21 protein-coding genes are annotated in these 25,324 nt (G+C 68.8%); 20 read left to right on the top strand and 1 reads right to left on the bottom strand.

What is annotated here, in order from left to right; genetic code table 11:
* Positions 1-106: 106 nt before the first annotated feature.
* The 10 genes from ACIHAO_RS39265 to ACIHAO_RS39310 all read left to right on the top strand — a co-directional run bounded on the left by ACIHAO_RS39265 (position 107) and on the right by ACIHAO_RS39310 (position 11,609).
* Complete coding sequence (locus ACIHAO_RS39265; protein WP_396566776.1) at positions 107-1,516, top strand: NDP-hexose 2,3-dehydratase family protein; 1,410 nt, start codon at positions 107-109, stop codon at positions 1,514-1,516.
* On the top strand, positions 1,513-2,493 hold the full coding sequence (locus ACIHAO_RS39270) for an NAD-dependent epimerase/dehydratase family protein (RefSeq protein ID WP_396566778.1): 981 nt from the start codon (positions 1,513-1,515) through the stop codon (positions 2,491-2,493). Before ACIHAO_RS39265 ends, ACIHAO_RS39270 begins: the two co-directional genes overlap by 4 nt.
* A complete protein-coding gene (locus ACIHAO_RS39275) occupies positions 2,490-3,599 on the top strand; it encodes a DegT/DnrJ/EryC1/StrS family aminotransferase (protein ID WP_396566780.1) in 1,110 nt (369 codons plus the stop codon). Before ACIHAO_RS39270 ends, ACIHAO_RS39275 begins: the two co-directional genes overlap by 4 nt.
* A 24-nt stretch (positions 3,600-3,623) precedes the next feature.
* Positions 3,624-4,241 (top strand): dTDP-4-dehydrorhamnose 3,5-epimerase family protein, encoded by a 618-nt coding sequence (locus ACIHAO_RS39280; protein WP_396566782.1) that lies wholly within the window; start codon positions 3,624-3,626, stop codon positions 4,239-4,241.
* A gap of 416 nt (positions 4,242-4,657) precedes the next feature.
* The gene (locus ACIHAO_RS39285) at positions 4,658-6,406 is read left to right on the top strand and encodes a phospholipid carrier-dependent glycosyltransferase (RefSeq protein WP_396566784.1); all 1,749 of its coding nucleotides are present in this window, start codon (positions 4,658-4,660) and stop codon (positions 6,404-6,406) included.
* A gap of 192 nt (positions 6,407-6,598) precedes the next feature.
* The gene (gene dpgA, locus ACIHAO_RS39290) at positions 6,599-7,699 is read left to right on the top strand and encodes a 3,5-dihydroxyphenylacetyl-CoA synthase DpgA (RefSeq protein ID WP_396566786.1); all 1,101 of its coding nucleotides are present in this window, start codon (positions 6,599-6,601) and stop codon (positions 7,697-7,699) included.
* Positions 7,693-8,355: an enoyl-CoA-hydratase DpgB gene (gene dpgB / locus ACIHAO_RS39295; RefSeq protein WP_396566788.1), complete on the top strand. Its 663-nt coding sequence runs from the start codon at positions 7,693-7,695 to the stop codon at positions 8,353-8,355. The genes dpgA and dpgB overlap by 7 nt, the downstream gene beginning before the upstream one ends.
* The gene (dpgC, locus tag ACIHAO_RS39300; RefSeq protein WP_396566790.1) at positions 8,352-9,566 is read left to right on the top strand and encodes a (3,5-dihydroxyphenyl)acetyl-CoA 1,2-dioxygenase DpgC; all 1,215 of its coding nucleotides are present in this window, start codon (positions 8,352-8,354) and stop codon (positions 9,564-9,566) included. Before dpgB ends, dpgC begins: the two co-directional genes overlap by 4 nt.
* Entirely contained in the window at positions 9,563-10,360 is a 798-nt protein-coding gene (gene dpgD / locus ACIHAO_RS39305) for an enoyl-CoA-hydratase DpgD (protein ID WP_396566792.1), read from the top strand. Before dpgC ends, dpgD begins: the two co-directional genes overlap by 4 nt.
* 172 nt (positions 10,361-10,532) lie before the next feature.
* Complete coding sequence (locus tag ACIHAO_RS39310; protein ID WP_396566794.1) at positions 10,533-11,609, top strand: 3-deoxy-7-phosphoheptulonate synthase; 1,077 nt, start codon at positions 10,533-10,535, stop codon at positions 11,607-11,609.
* Here the strand turns inward: ACIHAO_RS39310 and ACIHAO_RS39315 are convergent, their stop codons facing one another.
* Positions 11,610-12,011: a helix-turn-helix domain-containing protein gene (locus tag ACIHAO_RS39315; protein ID WP_233611792.1), complete on the bottom strand. Its 402-nt coding sequence runs from the start codon at positions 12,009-12,011 to the stop codon at positions 11,610-11,612.
* Positions 12,012-12,039: 28 nt separating this feature from the next.
* On the opposite strand from ACIHAO_RS39315, the gene ACIHAO_RS39320 reads away from it, so the two are divergent.
* The 10 genes from ACIHAO_RS39320 (at position 12,040) to ACIHAO_RS39365 (ending at position 25,323) form a co-directional block, all read left to right on the top strand.
* Positions 12,040-12,618 (top strand): hypothetical protein, encoded by a 579-nt coding sequence (locus ACIHAO_RS39320; protein ID WP_396566796.1) that lies wholly within the window; start codon positions 12,040-12,042, stop codon positions 12,616-12,618.
* Between the two features lie 761 nt (positions 12,619-13,379).
* The gene (locus ACIHAO_RS39325; protein WP_125786585.1) at positions 13,380-13,910 is read left to right on the top strand and encodes a (2Fe-2S)-binding protein; all 531 of its coding nucleotides are present in this window, start codon (positions 13,380-13,382) and stop codon (positions 13,908-13,910) included.
* The gene (locus ACIHAO_RS39330; RefSeq protein WP_396566798.1) at positions 13,910-16,348 is read left to right on the top strand and encodes a xanthine dehydrogenase family protein molybdopterin-binding subunit; all 2,439 of its coding nucleotides are present in this window, start codon (positions 13,910-13,912) and stop codon (positions 16,346-16,348) included. Before ACIHAO_RS39325 ends, ACIHAO_RS39330 begins: the two co-directional genes overlap by 1 nt.
* Positions 16,345-17,199: an FAD binding domain-containing protein gene (locus ACIHAO_RS39335; RefSeq protein WP_396566800.1), complete on the top strand. Its 855-nt coding sequence runs from the start codon at positions 16,345-16,347 to the stop codon at positions 17,197-17,199. Before ACIHAO_RS39330 ends, ACIHAO_RS39335 begins: the two co-directional genes overlap by 4 nt.
* A gap of 21 nt (positions 17,200-17,220) precedes the next feature.
* A complete protein-coding gene (locus ACIHAO_RS39340; protein ID WP_396566802.1) occupies positions 17,221-17,874 on the top strand; it encodes an SRPBCC family protein in 654 nt (217 codons plus the stop codon).
* A 27-nt stretch (positions 17,875-17,901) separates the two neighbouring features.
* Entirely contained in the window at positions 17,902-18,999 is a 1,098-nt protein-coding gene (locus ACIHAO_RS39345) for an NAD(P)-binding domain-containing protein (RefSeq protein WP_396566804.1), read from the top strand.
* 191 nt (positions 19,000-19,190) lie between these two features.
* Complete coding sequence (locus tag ACIHAO_RS39350) at positions 19,191-22,967, top strand: amino acid adenylation domain-containing protein (protein WP_396566806.1); 3,777 nt, start codon at positions 19,191-19,193, stop codon at positions 22,965-22,967.
* Between the two features lie 20 nt (positions 22,968-22,987).
* Positions 22,988-23,734: an arylmalonate decarboxylase gene (locus ACIHAO_RS39355; protein WP_396566808.1), complete on the top strand. Its 747-nt coding sequence runs from the start codon at positions 22,988-22,990 to the stop codon at positions 23,732-23,734.
* A gap of 46 nt (positions 23,735-23,780) precedes the next feature.
* The gene (locus ACIHAO_RS39360) at positions 23,781-24,359 is read left to right on the top strand and encodes a TetR/AcrR family transcriptional regulator (protein ID WP_396566810.1); all 579 of its coding nucleotides are present in this window, start codon (positions 23,781-23,783) and stop codon (positions 24,357-24,359) included.
* A 97-nt stretch (positions 24,360-24,456) separates the two neighbouring features.
* Positions 24,457-25,323: an NAD(P)-dependent oxidoreductase gene (locus ACIHAO_RS39365; RefSeq protein ID WP_396566812.1), complete on the top strand. Its 867-nt coding sequence runs from the start codon at positions 24,457-24,459 to the stop codon at positions 25,321-25,323.
* Position 25,324 lies beyond the last annotated feature (1 nt).

The raw sequence follows: 25,324 nt of genomic DNA on the forward strand, positions 1-25,324 counted from the left end.
CGGGCGGGGGCGTGGGCGGCGGGGGGGGGGGGGGGGGGCGCGCCCGCCCCCCCCCCCCCCCCCCCCCCCCCCCCCCCCCCCCCCCCGCCTACGAAAGGTGAGGTCCATGCTGCCCCTTCTCGCACCCGGCGCGGTGCGCCCGCGTGACGACCGCGACCACGCGGACCGCATCGCCCTGTCGGCCGCGACGACCGACGGGGTGCACATGCGCACCGAGGACGTCCGTGCCTGGATCACCGAACGCCGTGACGCCAACGTCTTCCACGTCGAGCGCATCCCCTTCGCGGAGCTGGACCAATGGCGGTTCGAGGGCGTGACCGGCAATCTCGTGCACAGCAGCGGACGGTTCTTCGCCATCGAGGGCCTGCACGTGATCGAGCACGACGGCCCGCACGGCGACGGCCCGTACCGCGAATGGCGGCAGCCGGTCATCAAACAGCCCGAAGTGGGCATTCTCGGCATCCTCGCCAAGGAGTTCGGCGGCGTCCTGCATTTCCTGATGCAGGCCAAAATGGAGCCGGGGAACCCCAATCTGGTGCAGCTTTCGCCGACCGTGCAGGCCACCCGCAGCAATTACACCAAGGCGCACGGCGGGACGAACGTCAAGCTGATCGAGTACTTCGCGCCGCCCGATCCCGAGCGGGTCATCGTCGACGTCCTCCAGGCGGAGCAGGGTTCGTGGTTCTTCCACAAGTCCAATCGGAACATGATCGTCGAGACGATCGACGACGTGCCGATGTGGGACGACTTCTGCTGGCTCACCCTCGGCCAGATCGCGGAGCTGATGCACGAAGACGAGACGATCAACATGAACGCCAGGAGCGTGCTGTCCTGCCTGCCGTACCACGACACGGCCCCCGGCGCGCTGTTCTCCGACATCCAGCTCCTGTCGTGGTTCACGAACGAACGTTCCCGCCACGACGTCCGCGCGCGGCGGATCCCGCTCGTCGACGTCTGCGACTGGAAGCAAGGCGTCGAAGCGATCGAGCACGAGGACGGCCGGTACTTCAAGGTCCTCGCGGTCGCGGTGAAGGGCGGTAATCGCGAGAAGATCAGCTGGACCCAGCCGCTGCTGGAATCCGTCGGCATGGGCGTCGTCGCGTTCCTCGTGCGCGAGATCGACGGCGTGCCGCATGTGCTGGTCCACGCCCGCGCCGACGGCGGCTTCCTGGACACGGTCGAGCTGGCGCCCACGGTCCAGTGCACCCCCCAGAACTACGCGCATCTGCCCAGGGAGGACCGGCCGCCGTTCCTCGACTTCGTCCAGGACGCCCCGCGGTCGCGAATCCGTTACGAGGCAGTACATTCCGAAGAGGGCGGCCGCTTTCTCAACGTCCGGGCCCGCTATCTCGCGGTCGAGGCCGACGACACCGTCGAGGCGCCGCCCGGCTACGCCTGGGTCACCCCTGGCCAGCTCACCGCGCTCACCCGGCACGGGCATTACGTCAACGTCGAAGCCCGCACCCTGCTCGCCTGTATCAACGCCGCGACGGCACAGCCTCAAGGAGACGCATGACCCAGCTGATCACGGTCCTCGGGGCGTCGGGTTTCGTCGGCTCGGCCGTCACCCGCGCGCTGGCGCGGCAGCCGATCCGGTTGCGCGCGGTTTCGCGCCGGAAACTCGAACCCCCGCCCGGCCAGGCCGAAACGACGGTCGTCGCCGCCGATCTCACCGACCGCGCGGCGCTCGCCGAAGTGGTCGCGGGTTCGGACGCGATCGTGTACCTGCTCCTGGCGGACGGCGGCTGGCGGGCGGCCGAGACCGAAGAAGCCGAACGCGTGAACCTTGGCGTGATGCGGGATCTCGTCGACGTCGCCGGTGCAGCCGGAGGGAAACCGCCGTTGGTGATCTACGGCGGTGCCGCGTCACAGGTCGGCGTGCCGCCGCGGGAACCGCTCGACGGAAGTGAGACCGACGCCCCGGCGACCCCGTACGACAAGCAGAAACTGGCGGCGGAAGACGTCCTCAAGAAGGCCACGGCCGAGGGCCGCGTGCGCGGGATCAGCCTGCGGCTGCCCACGGTGTTCGGCGAGAACCCGGCCGAAGGCGCGAACCACGACCGGGGTGTCGTGTCCGCGATGGCGCGGCGGGCACTCGACGGCCACGACCTCACCATCTGGGGCGACGGCACCGTCCGGCGCGACCTGGTCCACGTCGAGGACATCGCGGCGGCGTTCACCGCGGCCCTGGCAGGCCCGGATCCGCTGGTGGGCGGTCATTGGCTGCTCGGCGCGGGGCGCGGCGACCAGCTGGCCGACGTGTTCCGGCTCGTGGCGAAGGAAATGGCCGAGCACACCGGACGCGGCCCGGTGGACGTGACCTGTGTGGCGCCGCCGTCGCACGCGCCGGAGACGGATCTTCGCAGCGTCACCATCGATTCCACGCCGTTCCGGGCGATCACCGGCTGGCGTCCGGAGATCTCACTGCCCGAAGGAGTGCGTCGCACCGTCGCCGCGCTGACCACCCCAGTTCACGGAAAGGCTCGCACATGACCACGCGCGTTTGGGACTATCTCGCCGAATACGAGACCGAGCGGCTCGATCTGCTGGACGCGGTCGAGACGGTCTTCAACTCGGGGCAGCTCGTGCTCGGCGCCAGCCTGCGCGGTTTCGAAGCGGAATTCGCCGCGTACCACGGGGCCGCGCATTGCGTCGGCCTCGACAACGGGACCAACGCGATCAAGCTCGGCCTCCAGGCACTGGGCGTCGGCCCCGGCGACGAGGTGATCACGGTGTCGAACACCGCCGCCCCGACCGTGGTCGCCATCGACGGCACCGGCGCCACCCCGGTCTTCGTCGACGTCCGCGAGGACGACTTCCTGATGGACACCGGCCAGGTCGAAGCCGCGATCACCGAGCGCACCAAATGCCTGCTGCCCGTGCACCTGTACGGCCAGTGCGTGGACATGGCCCCGCTCAAGGCACTCGCCGCGAAGCACGGGCTGTCCATTTTGGAGGATTGCGCCCAGGCGCACGGGGCCCGGCAGAACGGCACGGTCGCGGGGTCGACCGGCGACGCGGCCGCGTTCTCCTTCTATCCCACCAAGGTGCTCGGCGCGTACGGCGACGGCGGCGCGGCCATCACCTCGGACGAAGCGGTCGACCGCAAACTGCGCCGGCTGCGGTACTACGGCATGGAAGAGCGCTACTACACGATCGAGACGCCCGCCCACAACAGCCGTCTGGACGAGGTCCAGGCCGAGATCCTGCGCCGCAAACTCAAACGGCTCGACGCGTACACGGCAGGCCGCCGGGCCGTCGCGCAGCGCTATGTCGACGCCCTCGGCGACACCGGGCTGAAGCTGCCGAAGACCGTCCCGGGCAACGAGCATGTGTACTACGTGTACGTGGTGCGGCACCCGCGTCGTGACGACATCATCGAGCGCCTCAAGGCCTACGACATCCACCTGAACATCAGCTACCCGTGGCCGGTGCACACGATGACCGGATTCGCCCACCTCGGCTACGAGACGGGTTCGCTGCCGGTCACCGAGAAACTGGCGGGCGAGATCTTCTCGCTGCCGATGTACCCCGCGCTTTCCCCGGATCTGCAGGACAAGGTCATCCACGCGGTCCGCGAAGTCCTGTCCACCCTCTGACCACCCCGAGCACAGGAGCAAGCCGTGCAAGCACGCAAACTCGCCGTCGAAGGCGCGATCGAGTTCACCCCTCGCGTCTTCCCCGACGACCGGGGCCTGTTCGTCTCGCCGTTCCAGGAGGAGGCCTTCATCGAGGCCCACGGCGGCCCGCTCTTCCCGGTGGCGCAGACGAACCACAGCATGTCCAAACGCGGTGTCGTGCGGGGAATCCACTACACGGTGACGCCGCCGGGGATCGCGAAGTACGTCTACTGCGCGCGCGGCAAGGCGCTGGACATCGTGGTGGACATCCGGGTCGGCTCGCCGACGTTCGGCAAATGGGACGCGGTCCTGATGGACCAGCAGGACTACCGGACGATGTACTTCCCCGTCGGCGTGGGCCACGCCTTCGTGGCGCTCGAAGACGACACCGTCATGTCGTACATGCTTTCCGCGGGCTACGTGGCGAAGAACGAACTCGCCCTTTCGGCCCTGGACCCCGCACTGGGGCTGCCGATCGACGCGGGTGTCCAACCCACGCTGTCCGAACGGGACGAAGCGGCCATCACGCTCGCCGAAGCGGAGCGGCAGGGGCTGCTCCCGGACTACGCGACCAGCCTGGAACTCGACCGGCAGCTCTCCGGAGTCCCGCTCTCCGCCTGAGACTCCCGCGCTGCGCCTGCTGCTCCCAATGTGGCATTGGGGACGCTAGACGTCCCCAATGCCACATTGGGAGCGCGGGCTCCAGGTGCATGGGATCGCAGGTCCGTGAAGGACTCCTTACCTACCTTGAGGGTTGGGAAGGGCCCTTCACCGCATGACTCTGGTGCCCTGCCGAGCAGAACGTTGCGAAAGTGGCTTTCGCAACACCTCGCCAGGCACTGGCGACTCGCGCGGACACACCCCGCCTAACTCTCACCAAAAAGCACCCCGCCGACGAGGGCATCACGGAACCCGACACGGCGTCGCCGAACCGGCGGCGCCGACCGTGATGCCCTCGGCGGTGTGGGCGCCTGACCGGGTAATCGATATCCAGGGCGGGCCGGGCGCACCGGTCCGCCGGGGGAAGGACGCCGAACTTGACGACCGATGGCCTACGGCAGTCATTGGACACTTCGAACGAGAAAGAACCGGTCGCGTTCCGCGGCTGGGTGAGACGGAATCAGCGGTGGTTGTTCGCCTGCGTCGTGATCGCGCTGCTCACGCAGATGGCGATAGCGATGTTCACCACCGCCGTGGAACAGTCACCGACCATCGACGAGCCCGTCTACGTCGGCACCGCGGTGGTCTACCTGGAAGAACACAGTCTGCGGTACAACCCCGAGCATCCACCGCTCGGCAAGCTGATCATCGCGACCGGCGTGGCCTTCACCGACCCGAAGATCGCGCCCGGGTTCGCCGGCCACGAGTGGGAACTCGGCAAGCACGTCGTCTACGAGGCCGGCAACCATCCGGACCGGTTGATGCTGTTCGCGCGGCTGCCGGTGATCCTGCTGACGCTGTTGTTCGGGCTGGTCGTCTTCGCGTTCGCGTCCGACCTGGTCGGCCGTGTGGGCGGGCTGGTGGCGCTCACCCTGTTCACCTTCTCGCCCGACGTCATCGCGCACGGATCGCTGGCGACGCTCGACGTGCCGGTGGCCGGTTTCCTGCTGACGTCGGTCTGGCTGGTGTGGCGAGCCCGGCTGCGACCCGCCCTCTATCTCCCGCTCGCCGGACTCGCCCTCGGCGCGGCGACGGCGACGAAGGTGCTTTCCCTGGTGGCGGCTCCGGTGCTGGTCCTGCTGGCCGTGCTGTCCGTCTGGCACGCGCGCCGCGCCCGCGGGCTCGACCTGAAAAGCCCGGCCCTGCTGATCGGACGCGGCGTGCTGGCGGCCGCGGGGATGGCGCTGATCGCTCTCGCCGTGGTGTGGGCCTCGTACCTCGTCGTGGATCCGCGGCTGCACTGGGAGACGCCGTCGGGAATGCAGCCGCTCCACGGGATGCGCACCCTCGTCGAGTGGCTCCCGTTCCCTCGGCCGTTGCGCGACGGGATGCGTTTCCAGTTCGAACTCGAAGACCACGTGTGGCACAACTTCTTGTTCGGCAGGCATTACACCGGTTCGCTCTGGTACTACGGTCCGGCCGCGCTGCTGGTGAAGACACCGCTGGGCGCGATGGCCGTCTGGCTGGCCGGCGCCGCCGTGCTGCTGTCGGTCCGACAGTTGCGTCCGGCGGCACCGTACGTGCTCATCCCGACGGCCGTGCTGATGGCCACGGCCATGGTCATCGTCCGTGACAACGGCGTGCGGTACCTGGCTTTCGCGCCGATGTTCCTGGCCGTCGCGGCGGCCACGGTGGTCGTCGTACGACGGCAATGGGTGAAGGTGGCCGCGGTGGTCCTGGTGGCTTTCGCCGCTGTCAGCTCGCTGATGACGTTCCCGTACTACCTCCCGTACTCCAACGAAGCCTTCGGTGGCGCGGAGAACACCCATCGGTACCTGCTCGACTCGAACGTCGACTGGGGCCAGGATCTGCGTCGGCTCGCGAATCGCCTGAAGCAGGATTACGCCGGTGAGCGGACGTGGCTCGTGTACCAGGGGAGCGGTTTGCCGTCCTACTACGGCATCGACGCCGCGAACCCGCTGACGGTGCCCGCGGATCAGGTGCACGGGGTGCTCGCCGTTTCGGATTCCGCGGTCCTCAGCGCCTTCGACGATCCCCTGGGCGGCGGCGGAACCGGCGGAGGCGGGCAGGTCGCCGGCGCGACCGGTGACCTCGGCACGCTGCTCGCCGGCAGTACTCCGGTCGAGAGGGTGGGCCACTCCATGACGATCTACCGCCGCCCCTGACGCGACGATTCCCTTGCCCAGAAGGCGAACTCGCGAATGGACCGACGGGCCTTGGACGCGTTGACCGCCGAGATCACGGAAGCCTAATTTCGGAAATGTCCACTGAGATTCGCGAAAGGTGAGACCAATGCCCGCTGCGCGGTTCAAGCAGCTGCTTCGTAGCAAGCTCAGAACATGGGGGTGGATGTACCGATGACTGCCATCATCGAACCGGCCGAGGAGCTCTCCGTCCTCACCGGACTCACCGAGATCACCCGGTTCGCCGGGGTGGGGACGGCGGTTTCCGCGTCGTCCTACTCGCAATCCGAACTTCTCGAAATCCTCGACATCGAGGATCCGAAGATCCGCTCGATCTTCCTCAACAGCGCCATCGACCGGCGTTTCCTCACCCTGCCGCCGGAGGGTCCCGGCGGCGCCCGCGCGGCGGAACCGCAGGGCGACCTGCTCGACAAGCACAAGAAGATCGCCGTCGACATGGGCTGCCGGGCGCTGGAAGCCTGCCTGAAGTCGGCCGGAGCGACACTTTCGGACCTGCGTCACCTGTGCTGTGTCACCTCGACCGGTTTCCTTACCCCCGGGCTGAGCGCGCTGATCATCCGAGAGCTGGGCATCGACCCGCATTGCAGCCGTTCGGACATCGTCGGCATGGGCTGCAACGCCGGACTGAACGCGCTCAACGTGGTCTCGGGCTGGTCCGCGGCCCATCCGGGCGAACTCGGCGTCGTCCTGTGCAGTGAGGCGTGTTCCGCCGCCTACGCCCTCGACGGCACCATGCGGACCGCCGTGGTCAACAGCCTTTTCGGCGACGGATCCGCGGCCCTCGCGCTCATTTCCGGCGACGGACGCGTGCCGGGTCCGCGCGTCCTGAAGTTCGCCAGCTACATCATCACCGACGCCGTCGACGCGATGCGCTACGACTGGGACCGTGACCAGGACCGGTTCAGTTTCTTCCTCGACCCGCAGATTCCTTACGTGGTCGGCGCGCACGCCGAAATCGTCATCGACCGGCTGCTGTCCGGGACGGGCCTGCGCCGCAGCGACATCGGCCACTGGCTGGTGCACTCGGGCGGGAAGAAGGTGATCGACGCCGTCGTCGTCAACCTCGGCCTGAGCCGGCACGACGTCCGCCACACCACCGGTGTGCTCCGTGACTACGGGAACCTTTCCAGCGGCTCCTTCCTCTTCTCCTTCGAGCGGCTCGCCGACGAAGACGTCGCCCGCCCGGGGGACTACGGCGTGCTCATGACCATGGGGCCTGGCTCCACAATCGAAATGGCGCTTATTCAATGGTGACGCGTAACGAAATCAAGGGCGAACTGGTGCTGCGCTTCGACGGTTCCCGTCCGCTGTCCGCCGCGGCGGTCGAGGAGATCGACGGCCTCTGTGACCGTGCCGAGGACCAGCGTGAACCGGGGCCGGTCGCCATCCACGTCACGGGCGCCCCGCCCGCCGACTGGGCGAAGGGGCTGGCGGTCGGCCTTGTCTCCAAATGGGAACGGGCCGTGCGCCGGTTCGAGCGGCTCGGCAGGCTCACGGTCGCGGTGGCGTCGGGCGAATGTGCCGGAATGGCACTGGATCTGCTGCTCGCCGCCGACATCCGGATCGCCGAACCGGGCACCCGGTTGCGGCTCGCCTGGGCGGGCGGCGGTGCCTGGCCGGGGATGAGCGTCTACCGGCTCACCCAGCAGGCCGGAGCGGCCGCTGTGCGGCGGGCCGTGCTGGTCGGCACCCCGATCGAGGCGGATCGCGCGCTCGCCCTCGACCTGATCGACGAGGTGTCCGACGACCCGGCGAAGACGCTGGCCGAGCTGGCCCGGGTCACGGACGGACCCGAAACGGCGATCCGCCGCCAGCTGATCTTCGAAGCGGGTTCGACCACCTTCGAGGAGGCGCTCGGTTCCCACCTGGCGGCGGCCGACCGGGCCTTGCGGCGGGAAGCCAAGTCGTGACAACGGGTTCGCCAGGGCTCGGTCTCCGGGCCCTGGCGGGGGAGGCCCACCGGGTCGACAACGACGCCCGTGCCCGGCGCACGGCGTTCGTCGGGGCGCACGCCGAAGACATCTACGACGAACTCACCGGCGGCCGGACGCGGTATCTGCGCATCGACGAACTCGTCCGGGCCGCCGCCCTCGCCTTTCCCGGTCTGGTGCCGTCGGAAGAGCAGATGGCGGCCGAGCGGTCGCGTCCGCAGGCGGAGAAGCTGGGGCGCGAGATCGACCAGGGCATCTTCCTGCGCGGGATCCTGCGCGCGCCGAAGGCCGGTCCGCATCTGCTCGACGCCATGCTGCGGCCCACCGCCAGGGCGCTGCGGCTGCTGCCCGAGTTCGCCGAGACCGGTGTCCTGCAACTGGAGGCCGTCCGGCTGGAACGCCGTGACGGCGTCGCGTACCTGACCCTGTGCCGCGACGACTGCCTGAACGCCGAGGACGCCCAGCAGGTCGACGACATGGAGACCGCGGTCGACCTGGTGCTGCTCGATCCGTCCGTCCGGGTGGGACTGTTGCGGGGCGGGGTGATGAGTCATCCGCGGTACGTGGGGCGCCGGGTGTTCTGCGCGGGGATCAACCTCAAGAAACTCAGCTCCGGAGACATCCCGCTCGTCGATTTCCTTCTGCGCCGGGAAATGGGCTACCTCCAGAAGATCTTCCGCGGGTTGCTCACGGACGCCTCGTGGCAGTCCCGGCTGACCGACAAGCCCTGGATGGCGGCCGTGGATTCCTTCGCCATCGGCGGCGGGACACAGCTCCTGCTGGTCTTCGACCATGTCCTGGCGGCGTCCGACGCGTACCTCAGCCTGCCCGCGGCGAAGGAGGGGATCATCCCCGGCGCGTCGAACTTCCGGCTTTCCCGCATCGCCGGGCCGCGGGTGGCCCGGCAGGTGATCCTCGGCGGGCGGCGGCTCCAGGCAGGCGAACCCGACGCCAAGTCCATTGTGGACGAAGTGGTCCCGCCGGAGGAGATGGACGCGGCGATCGACCACGCGCTCGCGCGGCTCGACGGGGAAGCCGTGGTGGCCAACCGGCGCATGTTGAACCTCGCCGAGGAACCGCCGGAGGAATTCCGCCGGTACATGGCCGAATTCGCGCTCCAGCAGGCTTTGCGCATCTACGGCGCGGACGTGATCGGCAAGGTGGACGGTTTCGCGGTGGGCTCGCGATGAGTGAGACCGGGGTGCGGTACGAGAAAAAGGACCACGTCGCGTACGTGACGATGGACCGGCCCGAGGTGCTGAACGCGATGGACCGGCGGATGCACACGGAACTCGCCGGGATCTGGGACGACGTCGAAGCCGACGACGACATCAGAGCGGTGGTCCTGACCGGCGCCGGAGACCGCGCCTTCTCCGTCGGCCAGGACCTCAAGGAACGCGCGCGGCTGACCGAGGAAGGCGTCGAGGCCTCGACGTTCGGCAGTGGCGGTCAGCCGGGGCATCCCCGGCTGACCGACCGGTTCACGCTGTCCAAACCGGTGGTCGCCAGGGTGCACGGCTACGCGCTGGGCGGCGGTTTCGAACTGGTGCTCGCCTGCGACATCGTCGTCGCCTCCGAGGACGCGGTCTTCGCGTTGCCGGAGGTCCGCCTCGGCCTGATCGCCGGGGCGGGCGGCGTGTTCCGGTTGCCGCGACAACTTCCGCAGAAGGTGGCGATGGGCTATCTGCTGACCGGGCGCGGAATGGACGCGGCGACGGCGCTTCGCCACGGGCTGGTGAACGAAGTCGTACCGTTCGCCGAACTGGATCGGTGCGTCGCGGAATGGACGGACAGCCTCGTGCGCGCCGCTCCGCTTTCGGTCCGCGCGATCAAGGAGGCCGCGCTGCGCTCGCTGGACCTCCCGCTCGAAGAGGCGTTCAAAACCTCTTATCCGTGGGAAGAACGCCGACGGCGCAGCGCCGACGCGAGCGAAGGAGCCCGTGCCTTCGCCGAAAAACGGGAGCCGATCTGGACCGGTCGCTGAATCGGGTTGGACCATTGTTCCGAGTGGCGGATGGTGGAAGATTCCGGGTAAGCGAATTCTCGCTCGAGCAAATGCCGGGCTTGCCTTTCCCTTCACCCGAGACCGCCGACCGGGCCGGGAAATCCCGGCTTTCCCGCCCGCCCGGTGACGGCAGAAATCCTGGACATCTGTGATGACAACCATCGCCGCGGTCGAACTCGACAACCAGCGCATCGACCGCATGGTCCCCTTGGTCACCCCCGCCCTGCTGCACCACGAACTGCCGCTCAGCCCCACCGCGGCCGACACGGTGCGGCAGGGCAGGGAAAACGTCCTCCGTGTCCTCGACGGCACGGACGACAGGCTGCTCGTGATCGCCGGGCCCTGTTCCATCCACGATCCCGCCGCGGCCCTCGAATACGCCGACCGCCTCGCCGCCCTCGCCGGCCGCTACGTCAACGACCTCCTCGTCGTGATGCGCGTGTACTTCGAAAAGCCCCGCACGGTCGGCGGCTGGAAAGGCCTCATCAACGACCCGCACCTCGACGGCACCGGTGACGTCAACCGCGGCCTGCGCATCGCGAGGGATCTGCTCCTCGAACTCGCCGAGGGCGGCCTGCCCGCCGCGTGCGAGTGGCTGGACACCACCATCCCGGCCTATCTCGCCGACACCGTTTCGTGGGGCGCGATCGGCGCCCGCACGGTGGAAAGCCAGAACCACCGCATGCTGGCCAGCGGCCTGTCCATGCCGGTCGGCTTCAAGAACCGCCGCGACGGCGACGTCACCGTCGCGGTCGACGCGATCCGCGCCGCCGAGGCGCGCCACGTCGTCCCCGGTGTCGACCCCAGCGGGCTGCCCGCCATCCTGCACACCGTCGGCAACCCGGACTGTCACGTCGTCCTGCGCGGCGGCAACAGCGAGCCGAACCACAATCCCGCGTCCGTCCGCGCGACGCTCACCGCCCTGCAGAACGCGGGCCTGCCCCGCCGTGTGGTGATCGACGCCAGCCACGACAACAGCCGCAAGGACCATCTCCGGCAGGCCGTCGTCGCCGGCCAGATCGCCGAACAGATCAAGAACGGCCAGCGCGGCATCGTCGGCGTCATGCTCGAATCCAACCTCCAGGCCGGCCGCCAGGATCTCCACCCCGACCGGCCGCTCACCTACGGCCAGTCCATCACGGACGCCTGCATCGACCTCGCCGCCACCCAGGAGGTCTTCCAGACCCTCGCCGCCGCGACCGCCGCCCGCCGGGCCGGTGCGAAGTGACTACCTGATCGCCTCGGCACACCCCATCGCCGTGTTCGGCGCGGCGTCGCCGCGGGTGCGCCGGAGATGCGCCTCGCCCCAGACCCGGACCTCCTCGACCACGGGCAGGACCGTGGCCCCGTAGGGCGTGAGGCGGTAGATGACGCGCGCCGGGACCGGCCCGGTGACCACACGTTCGACGAGTCCGTCGGCCTCGAGTTCGCGCAACTGTTCGGCCAGCACCTTGGGCGTGATCGGGGCGCCCCGGCGGCGAAGGCCGGCGAAATGGGACTCGCCGTGGGCGAGCCAGTACAGCAGGGTCAGCTTCCATTTCCCGCCGATCGCGGCGAACGCCGCGGCCATCGGACAGCCGGGCAGCGGGTTGGGACGCGAAAGGTTACCCGCAGGTGCCTTCTTGTTCATGGCCGTCCTCCGCTCGGATAGTCGGACCATGACGGTGCCATACAAACGAATCCTGACAGTGGGCCTTTCGGCTCTCCTCCTGATCGCGACTGTGGTCTCTCCCGCGGCGTCGGTCGCTTCAGTCGCTTCGGTTCCCGATGCGCAGCGAGCGTTCGACTGGGAAATCGGGACCTGGCGGTCCACGGTGCGGGTGCTCGCCGAACCGCTTTCCGGCTCTGCGGACCAGTGGCTCCAGTTCGACGGCACCAGCACCGTGCGCCCGCTCATCGACCGGCGGGCGAACGTCCTCGAGTTCGCGGTCTCGGGGCCGGACGGCCGCATCGACGCGCTCAACCTGCGGCTGTACGAACCGCAGGCCCAGCGGTGGAGCCTGACCTTCGTCAACATGCGCGACGGCCTGCTCACCCCGGCGGTCCACGGCGGCTTCCGCGACGGTGCCGGCGAGTTCCACGGCGACGACCGGCTCGGTGACCGGCCGATCAAGGTGCGCTTCCTCATCAGCCGGCAAGGTCCGGACGTGGCGAGGTTCGAGCAGGCGTTCTCGGCCGACGGCGGGACGACCTGGGAGACGAACTGGGTCGCCGTGGACCACCGCGTCCGCCGGTGAGCCCTCGGTCGAGCGGGTCGTGAGTGGCGATTCGGGTTCTGGCGAGCCTCTGCTTAGGTACCTACTCCTTGACCTGCGGCGTTTCTTGCGTGATGCCGGGTTTGAAGTACATGAAGGCCCCCTTTCCCTGCTCTTCGGCGCTTCCCACGGCCCGGCGTCGAACTCCTATGTCGTGAAGGGCCCCTTTGAGACGGTGAAGGTCTCAAAGGGGCCCTTCACGACATCCCCGCGACCGCGACAACTCACGCGAGCGCCTGACGGGAGTCCTTCAGGTACTGAGGGAAGGTGTGAAGGTCGAGTTTCCTCGGCTGAGCCGAGGGGAGGGGGCCTTCACGCTGCTGGTGCCTGGGGGGGCGACCGTGGCGATTACCGAGTCCGAGGCAGGGCAGCAACCGCAGCCTCAACCACGTGGTACCTAAGACACCCTTGGTTTTGACCCCATTCGCCACTCACGACCGGTCGGGCCAACGCCCCCTGGCCTCATGAATGGTGAGGAAGGCTCTCGCCGCTGCGAAAGCCTGTACAGAATGGACACTCACCGTATCTTCGCTCCTGCGTCGCTATTCCTCCTATGCGACCGCATTTGCGGAGCCGTTCGCGAGTCACCCCCTGGTGGGGGTTGCCCTGACCGGCCCTGAGTAGCACGCTCGACTGTGAGTCCGATCACGGTCGCCCCGGGGTCGGTCCGTGACAACCGAATGACCGGCCGCTCCCGAACGACCCCGGACCAGCGCGGGGTTTCTCTTGCTTTTGGAGGCCTGATGCGCATCACCGTCACCGTCGACGGAACCACCTACACAGACGACGTCGAGCCCCGAACCCTGCTCGTGCACCATCTGCGCGAACGGGTCGGGAAGGTAGGCACCGTGGTCGGTTGCGACACCAGCAACTGCGGGGCCTGCACCGTCCACCTCGACGGGCACAGCGTGAAATCCTGTTCGGTACTCGCGGTCCAGGCCGACGGCTGCGAGGTCACCACGATCGAAGGACTCGCCCGCGACGGCGAACTGCATCCGGTGCAGAAGGCCTTCCACGAGAATCACGCGCTCCAGTGCGGTTTCTGCACTCCAGGCATGATCATGCAGTCGATCGATCTGCTCGCCGACAATCCCGATCCGGACGAGAAGGCCGTCCGCGAAGGGCTCGAAGGCAACCTGTGCCGCTGCACGGGCTACCAGAACATCGTCCGCGCGGTCCGCGACGCCGCCCACCAGATGCGGCCCGGTGCCGGTCCCGAGGCCGAGCGGCTCGCCTCGGACACCGCTTCCCGTGTCGGCGCGGGTGGTGAGTGATGACCTCCACGATCGAACCGGAGGTCGGCAAGTCCCGTCGCCGCAAGGAGGACGAGCGCCTCATCACCGGCAGGACCCGCTGGACCGACAACCTGACCCTGCCCGGCATGTTGCATCTCGCGGTGCTCCGCAGCCCGTTCGCGCATGCCAAGATCGTCTCGATCGACGTCACCGAGGCGAAGTCCGCGCCGGGTGTGGTCGCGGTGTTCACTGGGAAGGACCTCGACCCGGAGAGCGCCATCGGCATGCCGTGCGCGTGGCCGATCACCCCGGACATGAAGTCGCCGAGGCGGCCCATCCTCGCCTCGGACACGGTGAACTTCGCCGGTGAGGGTGTCGCGGTGGTCGTCGCCCGGACGTCGGCCGAAGCGCACGACGCGCTCGAGTCGATCGACGTCGAGTACGACGAACTGCCGGTCGTGCTCGGGCTCGAAAACGCGCTCGCCGAGGGCGCGCCGCTGGTGCACGAGGACCTCGGCACGAACCAGAACGCCGTATGGGTCTTCGATTCCGCCGGCGCGGGAACGGGAACCGATGTCGAGGACGCGATCGCGAACTCCGAAGTCGTCCTCAAACGGCGTTTCCGTCAGCAGCGGCTGGTGCCGGCGTTCATGGAACCGCGGGCGTGCGTCGTCGACCCGACGGGCAGCCAGCTGGTCATGTGGTCGGCCACCCAGGTCCCGCACATCCTCAAGACGATGACCGCGGCCACGCTGGGCCTCCCCGAGCACAAGGTGCGGGTGATCGCGCCCGACGTCGGCGGCGGGTTCGGCGGCAAGATCGCCGTGCTGCCCGAGGAGATGATGTCGACGCTCATCGCCCAGCGGCTCGGCAAACCGGTCAAGTGGAACGAGTCCCGGTCGGAGACGATGGTCGCCGCGCACCACGGCCGCGACCAGATCCAGGACCTCACCATCACCGCGAACCGCGACGGCACGGTGACCGGCCTCAAGGTCGAACTGCTCGCAGACATGGGCGCGTACCTCGGCCTCGTCGGCCCCGGCGTGCCGATTCTCGGCGCGTTCATGTTCAACGCGATCTACAAGTTCCCGGCGTACCATTTCTCCTGCACCAACGTGTTCACCAACACCACGCTCACCGACGCGTATCGCGGCGCCGGGCGGCCGGAGGCCACGTTCGGCATCGAGCGGATGATGGACGAACTCGCCGTCGAGCTGGGCATGGACCCGCTGGAGATCCGCGAGAAGAACTGGATCAAGCACGAGGAGTTCCCGTTCACCACGGTGGCCGGGCTGACCTACGACTCGGGCGACTACGAGGCCGCGACCGCCAAGGCCAAGCAGCTCTTCGACTACGACGGCCTTCGCCGCGAACAGAAGGAACGACGGGAATCGGGCGACCCGGTCCAGCTCGGCATCGGCATCTCGACGTTCACCGAGATGTGCGGTCTCGCGCCGTCGCGGGTGCTCGGTTCGCTGGACTACGCGGCAGGCGGCTGGGAGCACGCGGAGATCCGGGTGCTGCCGACCGGCAAGATCGAGGTCATCACCGGCGCCTCCGCGCACGGCCAGGGCCACGAGACGGCGTGGAGCCAGATCGTCGCCGACAAACTCGGCATCCCGTTCGAGGACATCGAGGTCATCCACGGTGACACCCAGTCCTCGCACAAGGGCATGGACACCTACGGCTCGCGGTCGCTGGTGGTCGGCGGGATCGCCGTGGTCAAGGCGGCGGACAAGGTGCTCGCCAAGGCCAAGCCGATCGCGGCGCATCTGATGGAGTGCGCCGAGGACGATCTCGAATTCTCGGCGGGCAAGTTCTCGGTCAAGGGCACGGATTCCTCGACGTCCATCCAGGACATCGCGTGGGCCGTGTTCTCGGCGCACAACCTGCCGGACGGCGTCGAACCCTCGCTGGATTCGTCGGACACGTTCGATCCGGAGAACTTCTCCTTCCCGCACGGCACGCATCTGTGCGCGGCCGAGGTCGACACCGAGACCGGGCGTGTGCGGTTGCGTTCCTATGTCTGTGTCGACGACGTCGGCGTGGCCGTCAATCCGCTGATCGTCGAAGGCCAGGTGCACGGCGGGCTCGCGCAGGGCATCGCGCAGGCGTTGTTCGAGGAGGCCGTCCACGACGAAGGCGGCACGCTGACCACCGGGACGTTCGCCGACTACCTGCTCCCGTCGGCGGCGGACCTGCCCAGCTTCACCACCGACCGCACCGAGACACCGTCGACGACGAACCCGTTGGGTGCCAAGGGAGTCGGCGAGGCGGGCACGATCGCCTCGACCCCGGCGGTGGTCAACGCCGTCATCGACGCCGTCCGGCACTTCGGGGTGAACGACATCGAAATGCCGTTGACCCCGATGCGGGTCTGGCACGCCGTCCAGCACGGGTCGGCCGCCGCGGGCGGGCTGGGTTCCGAAGCAGGCGGCGGTCTCGGTTCGATCGACGCCACCGGAGGTGTCCAGTGATCCCGGCCCCGTTCGACTACGTCGCTCCGTCCACAGTGGACGAAGCGATCAGCGCGCTCGCCGAAGCGGGTGAGGACGCCAAGGTGCTGGCGGGCGGGCAAAGCCTGCTTCCGGTGCTGCGGATGCGGCTCGCCACGCCGACCACGCTGGTCGACCTCGGGAAGGTCGCCGAACTGCGTGGTGTCCGCGACGACGGCGACGCGCTGGTCATCGGCTCGATGACCACGCATTACGACGTCCAGCGGGACGCGCTGGTCGCCGAGCACGCCGCGTTGCTCAAGGCCGCCACCGACACGGTCGCCGATCCGCAGATCCGCCATCGCGGTACGTTCGGCGGCGCCATCGCGCACGCCGATCCCGCCGGCGACCTGCTCGCCCCCGTGCTCGCGCTCGACTGCGAACTCGTCGTCGCCGGGCCGGGCGGACGGCGGACGGTCGCCGCGGCGGACTTCTTCCAGGACATGTTCACCACCGCGCTCGCCGCGGACGAGCTCCTGATCGAGGTCCGCGTGCCGAAGCACACCGGCTGGCGCGCCCACTACGAGAAGTTCAACCGGGTCGCCCAGGCGTGGTCGATGGTCGCGGTCGCGGCCTGCGTCCGCACCGAGGCGGGCACCATCGAGGAGGCGCGGGTCGCGCTGACCAACATGGGCTCGACACCGGTGCGGGCGGCCGGGGTCGAGGAGGCACTGGTCGGTTGCGCGGCCACCGCCGAGGCGATCCGCGGTGCGGCCGAACGCGCGGCCGAGGGCACGAACCCCACGGCCGACGGCAATTCCGATGTCGAATACCGGCAGCACCTCGCCAGGGTGCTGACCGGCAGGGCGGTTCTCGCCGCGGCAGGCGCCTGACAAGAGAAGGGAGGTCGGCCCGTGCGGCTCGACCACGAATTCACCGTTCCCGCCCCGGTCGACGAGGTCTGGAAGGCCGTCATCGACCCGGAACGGGTGACGCCGTGCATGCCCGGCGCCACCCTCACCGAGGTCGACGGGGACGCCTTCAAAGGCACGGTGAAGGTCAAGCTCGGGCCGATCTCCCTGCTCTACAAGGGAACCGGCCAGTTCGTCGAGAGGGACGCCGACGCGAAGAAGGTGGTCATCAAGGCTGCCGGAAAGGACGCCCGCGGAGCAGGCACGGCGTCGGCGACGGTGACGGTGACGCTGACCGAGAAGGACGGCGTCACCCATGGCGCTGTCGCCACCGAGCTGACGGTCACCGGTAAACCCGCGCAGTTCGGGCGCGGGATGATCTCCGAGGTCGGCGGCAAGCTCCTCGACTCGTTCGCGGAATGCCTGTCCGGCAAACTCGGCACGCCCGAGCCCGAGCCCGAGAAACCTCGGGAACGCCCGCCGTTGCAAGCGGTCAAGCCGGTGACGGAGGGCGAAGCCATCGACCTGATGGAATACGCGGGCGAATCCGTGGTCAAACGCGTGGCGCCGGTGCTGGTGGCCCTCGCCGGGGTGCTCCTGGTCGTCGCGATCGTGCGGGCTGTGACGCATCGGACACAGGGACACAGAAGGAAATAGCCGGCGCCCGCCACCGTTGAACCCGGTATGAAGGCGGATCACGAAGTCGACGTGGTGGTGGTCGGGGCGGGTCAGGCCGGTCTGTCGGCGGCGTATCACCTGCGCCGCGCGGGATTCGCCAACGCCGGCGCAAATGCGCCCTCGGCGGGGAAGAGTGCCTCGGGCGGTGATTTCGTCGTGCTCGACCACGGCAAACGACCCGGTGGCGCCTGGCAGTACCGCTGGCCTTCGCTGGTGATGGAGAAGGTCCACGGCGTCCACGACCTTCCGGGCATGTCCTTCGGCACCCCGGATCCGAAACAGCCCGCGGCCGAGGCCGTCGCCGAGTACTTCGGCCGTTTCGAGCGCACCTTCGACCTTCCGGTCCATCGGCCCGTCGACGTCCTGTCGGTGAGCGCCGAGAACGATCGGCTGGTGGTCGCGAGCGCGGCCGAAAGCTGGGCCGCGCGGGCGGTGATCAGCGCGACCGGCACTTGGGACCGCCCGTTCTGGCCGTACTACCCGGGGCAGGAGACCTTCCGCGGCCGCCAGCTGCACACCGCGGACTACACCGGCGTCGGCGACTTCCGCGGCAAACGCGTCGTCGTGGTCGGCGGGGGCGCGTCGGCCGTCCAGCTGCTGCTGGAGATGGCGCCCTTCACGCGCTCGACGCGCTGGGTGACGCGGCGTCCGCCGGTCTGGCGCGACGAGCCGTTCAGTGAGGAATGGGGCCGGGAGGCCGTCGCCAAGGTCGACCGGCGGGTCCGGGAGGGCCTGCCGCCGAAAAGCGTCGTGAGCGTGACCGATCTGGCGGTGACGCCCGAGGTGCGCGCCGGGCTCGACGCGGGCATCCTCGACCGGCGCCCCATGTTCCAGCGGATCACGCCGGACGGGGTGGCGTGGGCGGACGGCACCTTCGAACCCGCCGACATCATCCTGTGGGCCACCGGATTCCGTGCCGCGATCGACCATCTCGCGCCGTTGCGCCTGCGCGCGCCGGGCGGTGGCATCCGGATGGACGGCACCCGGGTCGTCGCCGAACCGCGGCTGCATCTGGTCGGCTACGGCCCGTCCGCCAGCACCGTCGGCGCGAACCGGGCTGGGCGAGCGGCCGTCACCGAGATCCGGCGCCTGCTCGGACGCTGACGTCGAACGGTCCTGGGTTTCGAGGTCCTGTTCGTAATAGGCCCCGCTGAGCCCGGTCGCCCCAAAGGGTGGCAAAGAATGGTCGGCCGGGCGCTGTTCGGATTCTCGTTCGCCGTCCGGTATCTCCGGATGGTCACCCCCACACCTTTCGACCGGGAACAAAACCGCGATATTCGCCATGGGGGATGAACATGTCTTCGATTCACCACGCCGCACCGCTTGATCGCGTCCGTTCCGGTACTTGCCTTCCGGAGCTGCTCGGACACTGGTCGGGAACGCGGCCGGAGGCGGTCGCCGTCGTCGACGGTGACCGCGAAATGACTTTTCGCGGCCTCGAAGAAGCGAGCACGGGACTAGCCGCGCACCTCGCCGGGCTGGGAATCGGCGCGAACGACACCGTCGGCCTGTACGTCGAGCCTTCCGCGGACCTGATGGTCGGCGTCTGGGGCATTCTCTTTTCCGGTGCTGCTTATCTGCCGTTGTCCCCGGAGTATCCGGAAGACCGGCTGCGGTACATGCTGGAAGACAGCCACACCGGCGTCGTCGTCACGCAGCCGCATCTCGCCGGGAGGCTCGCCGGATGGGTGCCCGACGGGACACGGATCGTGTCGGTGGCCGACGCCCGCGGCGGGATTCCGCGCGGGCCTTCGCCCGATTCGCTCGCCTACGTCATCTACACCTCCGGCAGCACCGGGAAACCGAAGGGCGTGATGATCGAGCACCACAGTGTCGTGTCACAGCTGCGCTGGCTCCAGGCCTGCGGACACCTGGACACGAACGTCGCGGTGCTGCAGAAGACGCCGATGAGTTTCGACGCCGCGCAATGGGAGATCCTTGCGCCCGCCGCGGGCGCCCGTGTGGTGCTGGGCGCGCCGGGGAGTTTCCGGGATCCCGAAGCCCTGATCGACACGGTGGTGGAGCACGACGTCACCACTCTGCAGTGCGTTCCGACGTTGCTGCAGGCGTTGCTCGACACGGAACGTCTCGGCGGCTGCACCTCCTTGCGGAAGCTGTTCTCCGGCGGCGAGGCGCTTTCGCGACGGCTCGCCAAGGAACTCGCCCGCGAGCTGCCGTCGGCGCGGCTGGTCAACCTCTACGGGCCGACCGAATGCACGATCAACGCGACCGCCCACGTCGTCGACCCGGACACGCTCGACGACGGCGCCGGGACGGTCCCGATCGGCGTGCCTGTCGACAACACGCAGTGCTTCGTGCTCGACGCCGACCTCGCCCCGGTCGACATCGGGGAGACGGGCGAGCTGTACATCGGAGGCGTCCAGCTGGCCCGTGGTTACCTGAACCGGCCAGCGCAGACGAACGAGAAGTTCGTGCCGAATCCGTTCATCCCGACCGAACGGTTGTACCGCACCGGAGATCTCGTCCGCTGGAACGCGGACGGCACCCTCCAGTTCGTCGGCCGCGCCGACAACCAGGTCAAGCTGCGCGGTCACCGCGTCGAGCTCGACGAGATCGCGCTGGCGATCGAGGAGCACACCTGGGTGCGCCGGGCCGCGGCGGTGGTGACCGACGACCCGCGGACCGGGTCGAAGGCGCTCGTCGCTTGCGTGGAGCTGAATCCGCGCGAGGCCGCGGTGATGGATCAGGGCAACCACGGCGGGCACCATCAGTCGAAGGCCGACAAGCTGCAGGTCAAGGCACAGCTGTCGAATCCAGGCGTGCGCGACACGGGCGATCGGCCGGTGATCGCGTTGCCGGGCAAGCGGGAGACCGGTCGTCAGCGCCGGGAGGTCTTCGCCCGTAAGACTTATCGCTACTACGAGGGTGGCGCCGTCACCCGCGACGACCTCGTCGCGCTTCTGACGCCGGGCCCTGCCGGCACGTACTCCCGTGAACCCGGCGACCTCGCGTTCGCCGAACTGGGCGAGCTCCTGCGGTGGTTCGGCCGGTTCCGCAGCGACGAGCGGCTGCTCCCGAAGTACTCCTACGCCTCGCCGGGCGCGCTTTACGCGACACAGTTGTACCTGGAGACCAGCGGTCTCGACGGCCTCGGCGCCGGGTTGTACTACTACCACCCGATCGACCACACCCTGGTCCGGATCGGCGCGAGCGCGGGCGCCGGGCATTCGGTGCATTTCCTCGGCCACACCGGCGCCATCGAGCCGGTCTACAAGAACAACATCCGCGAGGTTCTCGAATTCGAGGCAGGCCATATGGCCGGGGTGTTCGAGGAGATCCTGCCCGGATACGGCCTCTCGATCAGCCCGGCGGCGTTCGAGCCCGCGGTCGCGGTCCGCGCCGAGGCCGCCGCCGACGACCACTATCTCGGCACGTTCTCCTTGCACGCCAACGACGGCGAGCCACGACGGGACGACGTCGAGCTGTTCGTGCAAACCCATCCGGGCCGGGTCGAGGGGCTGGCCGCAGGCACCTACCGCTGGCGGGACGGCGACTTCGAACGGATCTCCGGCGAGCTGATCGAGGCCAAGCACGTGATCGCGATCAACCAGCAGGTGTACGGCCGCGCGGCCTTCGGCATCACCGCGGTCAGCCGCACCGCCGACGAGCGACTCGAGTACGTCGGCCTCGGCGCGAAGCTACATCACTTGCAGTGCAACGGTTCCGGGTTCGGCTTCATGTCGTCGGGCTACAGTTCGAAGAGTGGTCACCCGCTGCCCGCCGCCCGGCGGATCGACGACATCCTCACCGGGCAGGGCATCGCCCCCGGGCCGTCGTACTTCTTCCTCGGCGGCAAGGTGAGCCCGGAGCAAATACGCAGTGAGGGTATGCGGGAAGACGCCGTGCACATGAAGGGCCCGGCGGAGATCATCCGCGACGAACTCGCGACCACCCTGCCCGGCTACATGCTCCCCAACCGGGTGCTGGTGCTGGACACCTTGCCGTCGACCGCCAACGGAAAGGTCGACGCGAACGCGCTGGCGGAGACCGACGCCGTCCGCTCCGCGAGCAGCGGCGCCCCGTACGTCGCGCCTTCGACGAGCCATGAACGGTGGCTGGCCGAAGTGTGGGGCAAGGCGCTGAACTACGACGACGTCTCGGCCCGCGACGACTTCTTCGCCGCGGGCGGCAACTCGCTGACCGCGGTCTCCCTGGTGAACCGGATCAATCGCGAATACGGCACCCGGTTGCCGCTGCAGGTCGTCTTCGAATGCCCGAAGCTCGCCGATCTGGCCGCCCGCATCGGCGAGGACTCCGCTCGGCCCTCGTCACGGCTGGTCCCTTTGGCCACGGGTGGCGGCCGCCCGGTGTTCTGCTGGCCGGGGCTCGGTGGCTACCCGATGAACCTGCGCCCGCTGGCTTCGGAAAGCGGTTTGGGACGGCCGTTCTACGGAGTGCAGGCTCACGGGATCAACGCCGGCGAGACGCCGTATGCCACTGTCGAGGAAATGGCGAAGGCCGACGTCGCCGAGATCCGGCGCGTCCAGCCGGAGGGTCCGTACACGCTGTGGGGCTACTCGTTCGGCGCGCGGGTCGCCTTCGAAACGGCGTGGCAGCTGGAGCGGCAAGGGCAGCGGGTGGACGACCTGCTGTTGATTTGCCCGGGCAACCCCGAAGTCGGGGGCAGCGGGGAGCGCGTGGCGAGCTACACGAACCCGGCGTACCTGACGATCCTGCTGTCGGTGTTCCTCGGGACGATCTCCGGACCGGAACCGCTGGCCTGCCGGGAGACCGTCCGCGACGAAGACGGCTTCGTGGCCTTCGTGGCGAAGCTGATGCCCGCGCTCGGCGAGCAGCTGATCCGGAGGATCGTCCGGATCGTCGAGGAGACCTACGAGTTCGACTACAGCTTTCGTGAACTCGCGCGGCGGCGGATCGCCGCCAGGGTGACGCTGTTCAAGGCCGACGGCGACGACTACTCGTTCGTCGAGAACAGCTCCGGGTATTCGGCCACGCCACCGGAGGTGGTCACGCTCGAAGGCGATCACTACAGCGTCCTCAAGGAGAACGGGGTCGCGGAACTGGTGTCGGCTATCCGCGCCCGGCTCTGACCAGCGAAGGAGAACCCGCAGTGCCCGACTCCCTCGGTCCCCGCCTCAAGGTCGGCGTCGTCGTCCCGTCCACCAACACCTCGGCTCAGCCGGAACTGGACGCGCTGCGCCCCGACGGCGTCACCAACCACACCGGCCGGATGGTCATCGACGACGACCCGATGGTCGACGAACCCGGCTTCGGTCACGTCATGGCCGGTATCCGGCGGTCGACGCGGCCGGCGATCCGCGGTGTCATCGGCTGCGACCCCGGCTGCGTGATCATCGGCGTCTCACCGGAAAGCCATTGGGAGGGAACACCCGTGCACGGGCGCGTCCACGCCGCGATGCGGGAGGCGGCGGGCGGTCGTCCGGTGACGATGAGCCCGGACGCGATCAACGCCGCGCTCGCGGCACACGACGTCCGCCGGATCGCGGTCATCACGCCGTACCTGCCGGTCGGCGACGACTCGGTGCGCCGGTTCTTCGACGACAGCGGCTACGACCTGCTGAACCTCCACGGCCTCGGCATGCCCAGCCCGGCCAAGATCGCGCATGTCTCCGAGACCGAACTCCGGGACGCGGTCAAGGAGGTCGACGGCGCCGACGTCGAAGCCATCGTCCAGGTCGGCACCAACGTCGCCATGGCCAGGCTCGCGGCGGCCGCCGAATTCTGGCTCGGCAAACCGGTCCTTTCGAACAACGTCGTCCTGTACTGGCATGCCCTGCGCCAGAACGGCATCGCCGACCGTGTGCGCGGCTTCGGCTCCCTGCTGTCGGAGCACTGACGACCGGTATTTGACTGGTCGTTACAGAACGTGGGATGCTGGCGGCATGCCCCGTCCCAAGGGATTCGATACCACCGAGGTGCTCGACGCCGCGGTCGGTACGTTCTGGCGCAAGGGGTACGCGGCCACGTCGGCGCAGGACCTCGTCGACGGCACCGGCCTGGGGCGGGGAAGCCTGTACAACACGTTTTCCGGCAAGCGGCAGCTGTTCAGCGAGGCGCTGCGCCGCTACGAGGAGACGTCCGCCACCCGGGTCGAGGAGATGCTGGCCGCGCCGGGGACCATCCGCGCGCGGATCAGGCGCGTCCTGATGGACGTGGTCGACGACGAACTGGACTCCTCGGCCGGGCATCGCGGCTGTCTCGCCGTCAACGCCGCCCTCGAACTTGGCGGGATCGACGACGAGGTCACCGCCCGCGTCCGCCACAACTTCGAGCGGGTGGAGAACGCGTTCCACGCCGAGTTCGCCGCCGCGCGGCAGGAGGGCGAGATCGGTGAGTGCCGGGATCCGCGGGCGCTGGCGCAGTTCACCCTCGCCGCGATGTACGGCTTGCGGGTGCTGGGAAAGACCGCGGACCGGCAGGCGCTCACCCAGGTAGTCGAAACCACCATTCAGGCGTTGTGATGTTCCAGGTTTCGTGACAGCACCCCGCGCTCGCGCGGTTTTCCTCTGTTCTCGTTCTTTAACGACCATTCCACTATCTCGAGGAGTGAAGCCAGTCATGACGGAGACCGTCGCGGTGCTCGGCACCGGAATCATCGGCGCCCCGGTCGCCCGGAACCTGAGCAGGGCCGGGTTCGCGGTCCGGGCCTGGAACCGCACCGCGGCCAAGGCCGAAGCGCTCTCCGGGGACGGTGTCCAGGTCGCGGCGAGTGCCGCGGACGCCGTCGAGGGCGTGTCCGTCGTGATCACGGTCCTCACCGACGGCCCGGCGGTGCTGGAGGCGATCCGCGCGGCCGCCCCGGCCGCCGGCACGGTCTGGGTGCAGCTCAGCACCGTCGGCGACGCGGTCGACGAACTGACCGCGTGCGCCGACGAGCAGGGGCTCGTCTTCGTCGACGCTCCGGTGCAGGGCACCCGCCAGCCCGCCGAGCAAGGCCAGCTGATCGTGCTCGCGGCAGGCACGGCCGAGGTGCGGGAGACCGTCCAGCCGTTGTTCGACGCGATCGGCAAGCGCACGCTGTGGGTCGGCGAAGACGGCAGCTCCGGCGCGGCGAGCAGGCTCAAACTGGTGCTGAACACCTGGGTGATCGCGCTGACCCACGGCGTCGGCGAGGCGCTGGCACTGGCCGAAGGACTCGGTGTCGACCCGCGGCACTTCGTCGACGTCGTCACCGGCGGCCCGATGGACAACGGCTACTTCCAGGCGAAATCGGCCGCGATCCTCAAGAACGACTACACCACCGCCTTCTCGGTCGACAACGCCGAGAAGGACGCTCGGCTGGTGCTGGAAGCAGCGGCTCGCGCCGGTGTGCGGATGGACGCCGTCGAAGCCGGGCGGGCCCGCTTCGCTCGCGCGTCCGAAGCCGGACACGGCGACGAGGACATGGCCGCCGGTTACTTCGCCTCCTTCGACTCGCGCGTTTAGT

It is taken from the genome of Amycolatopsis sp. NPDC052450 (genome assembly GCF_044547565.1).
Classification (GTDB): domain Bacteria; phylum Actinomycetota; class Actinomycetes; order Mycobacteriales; family Pseudonocardiaceae; genus Amycolatopsis.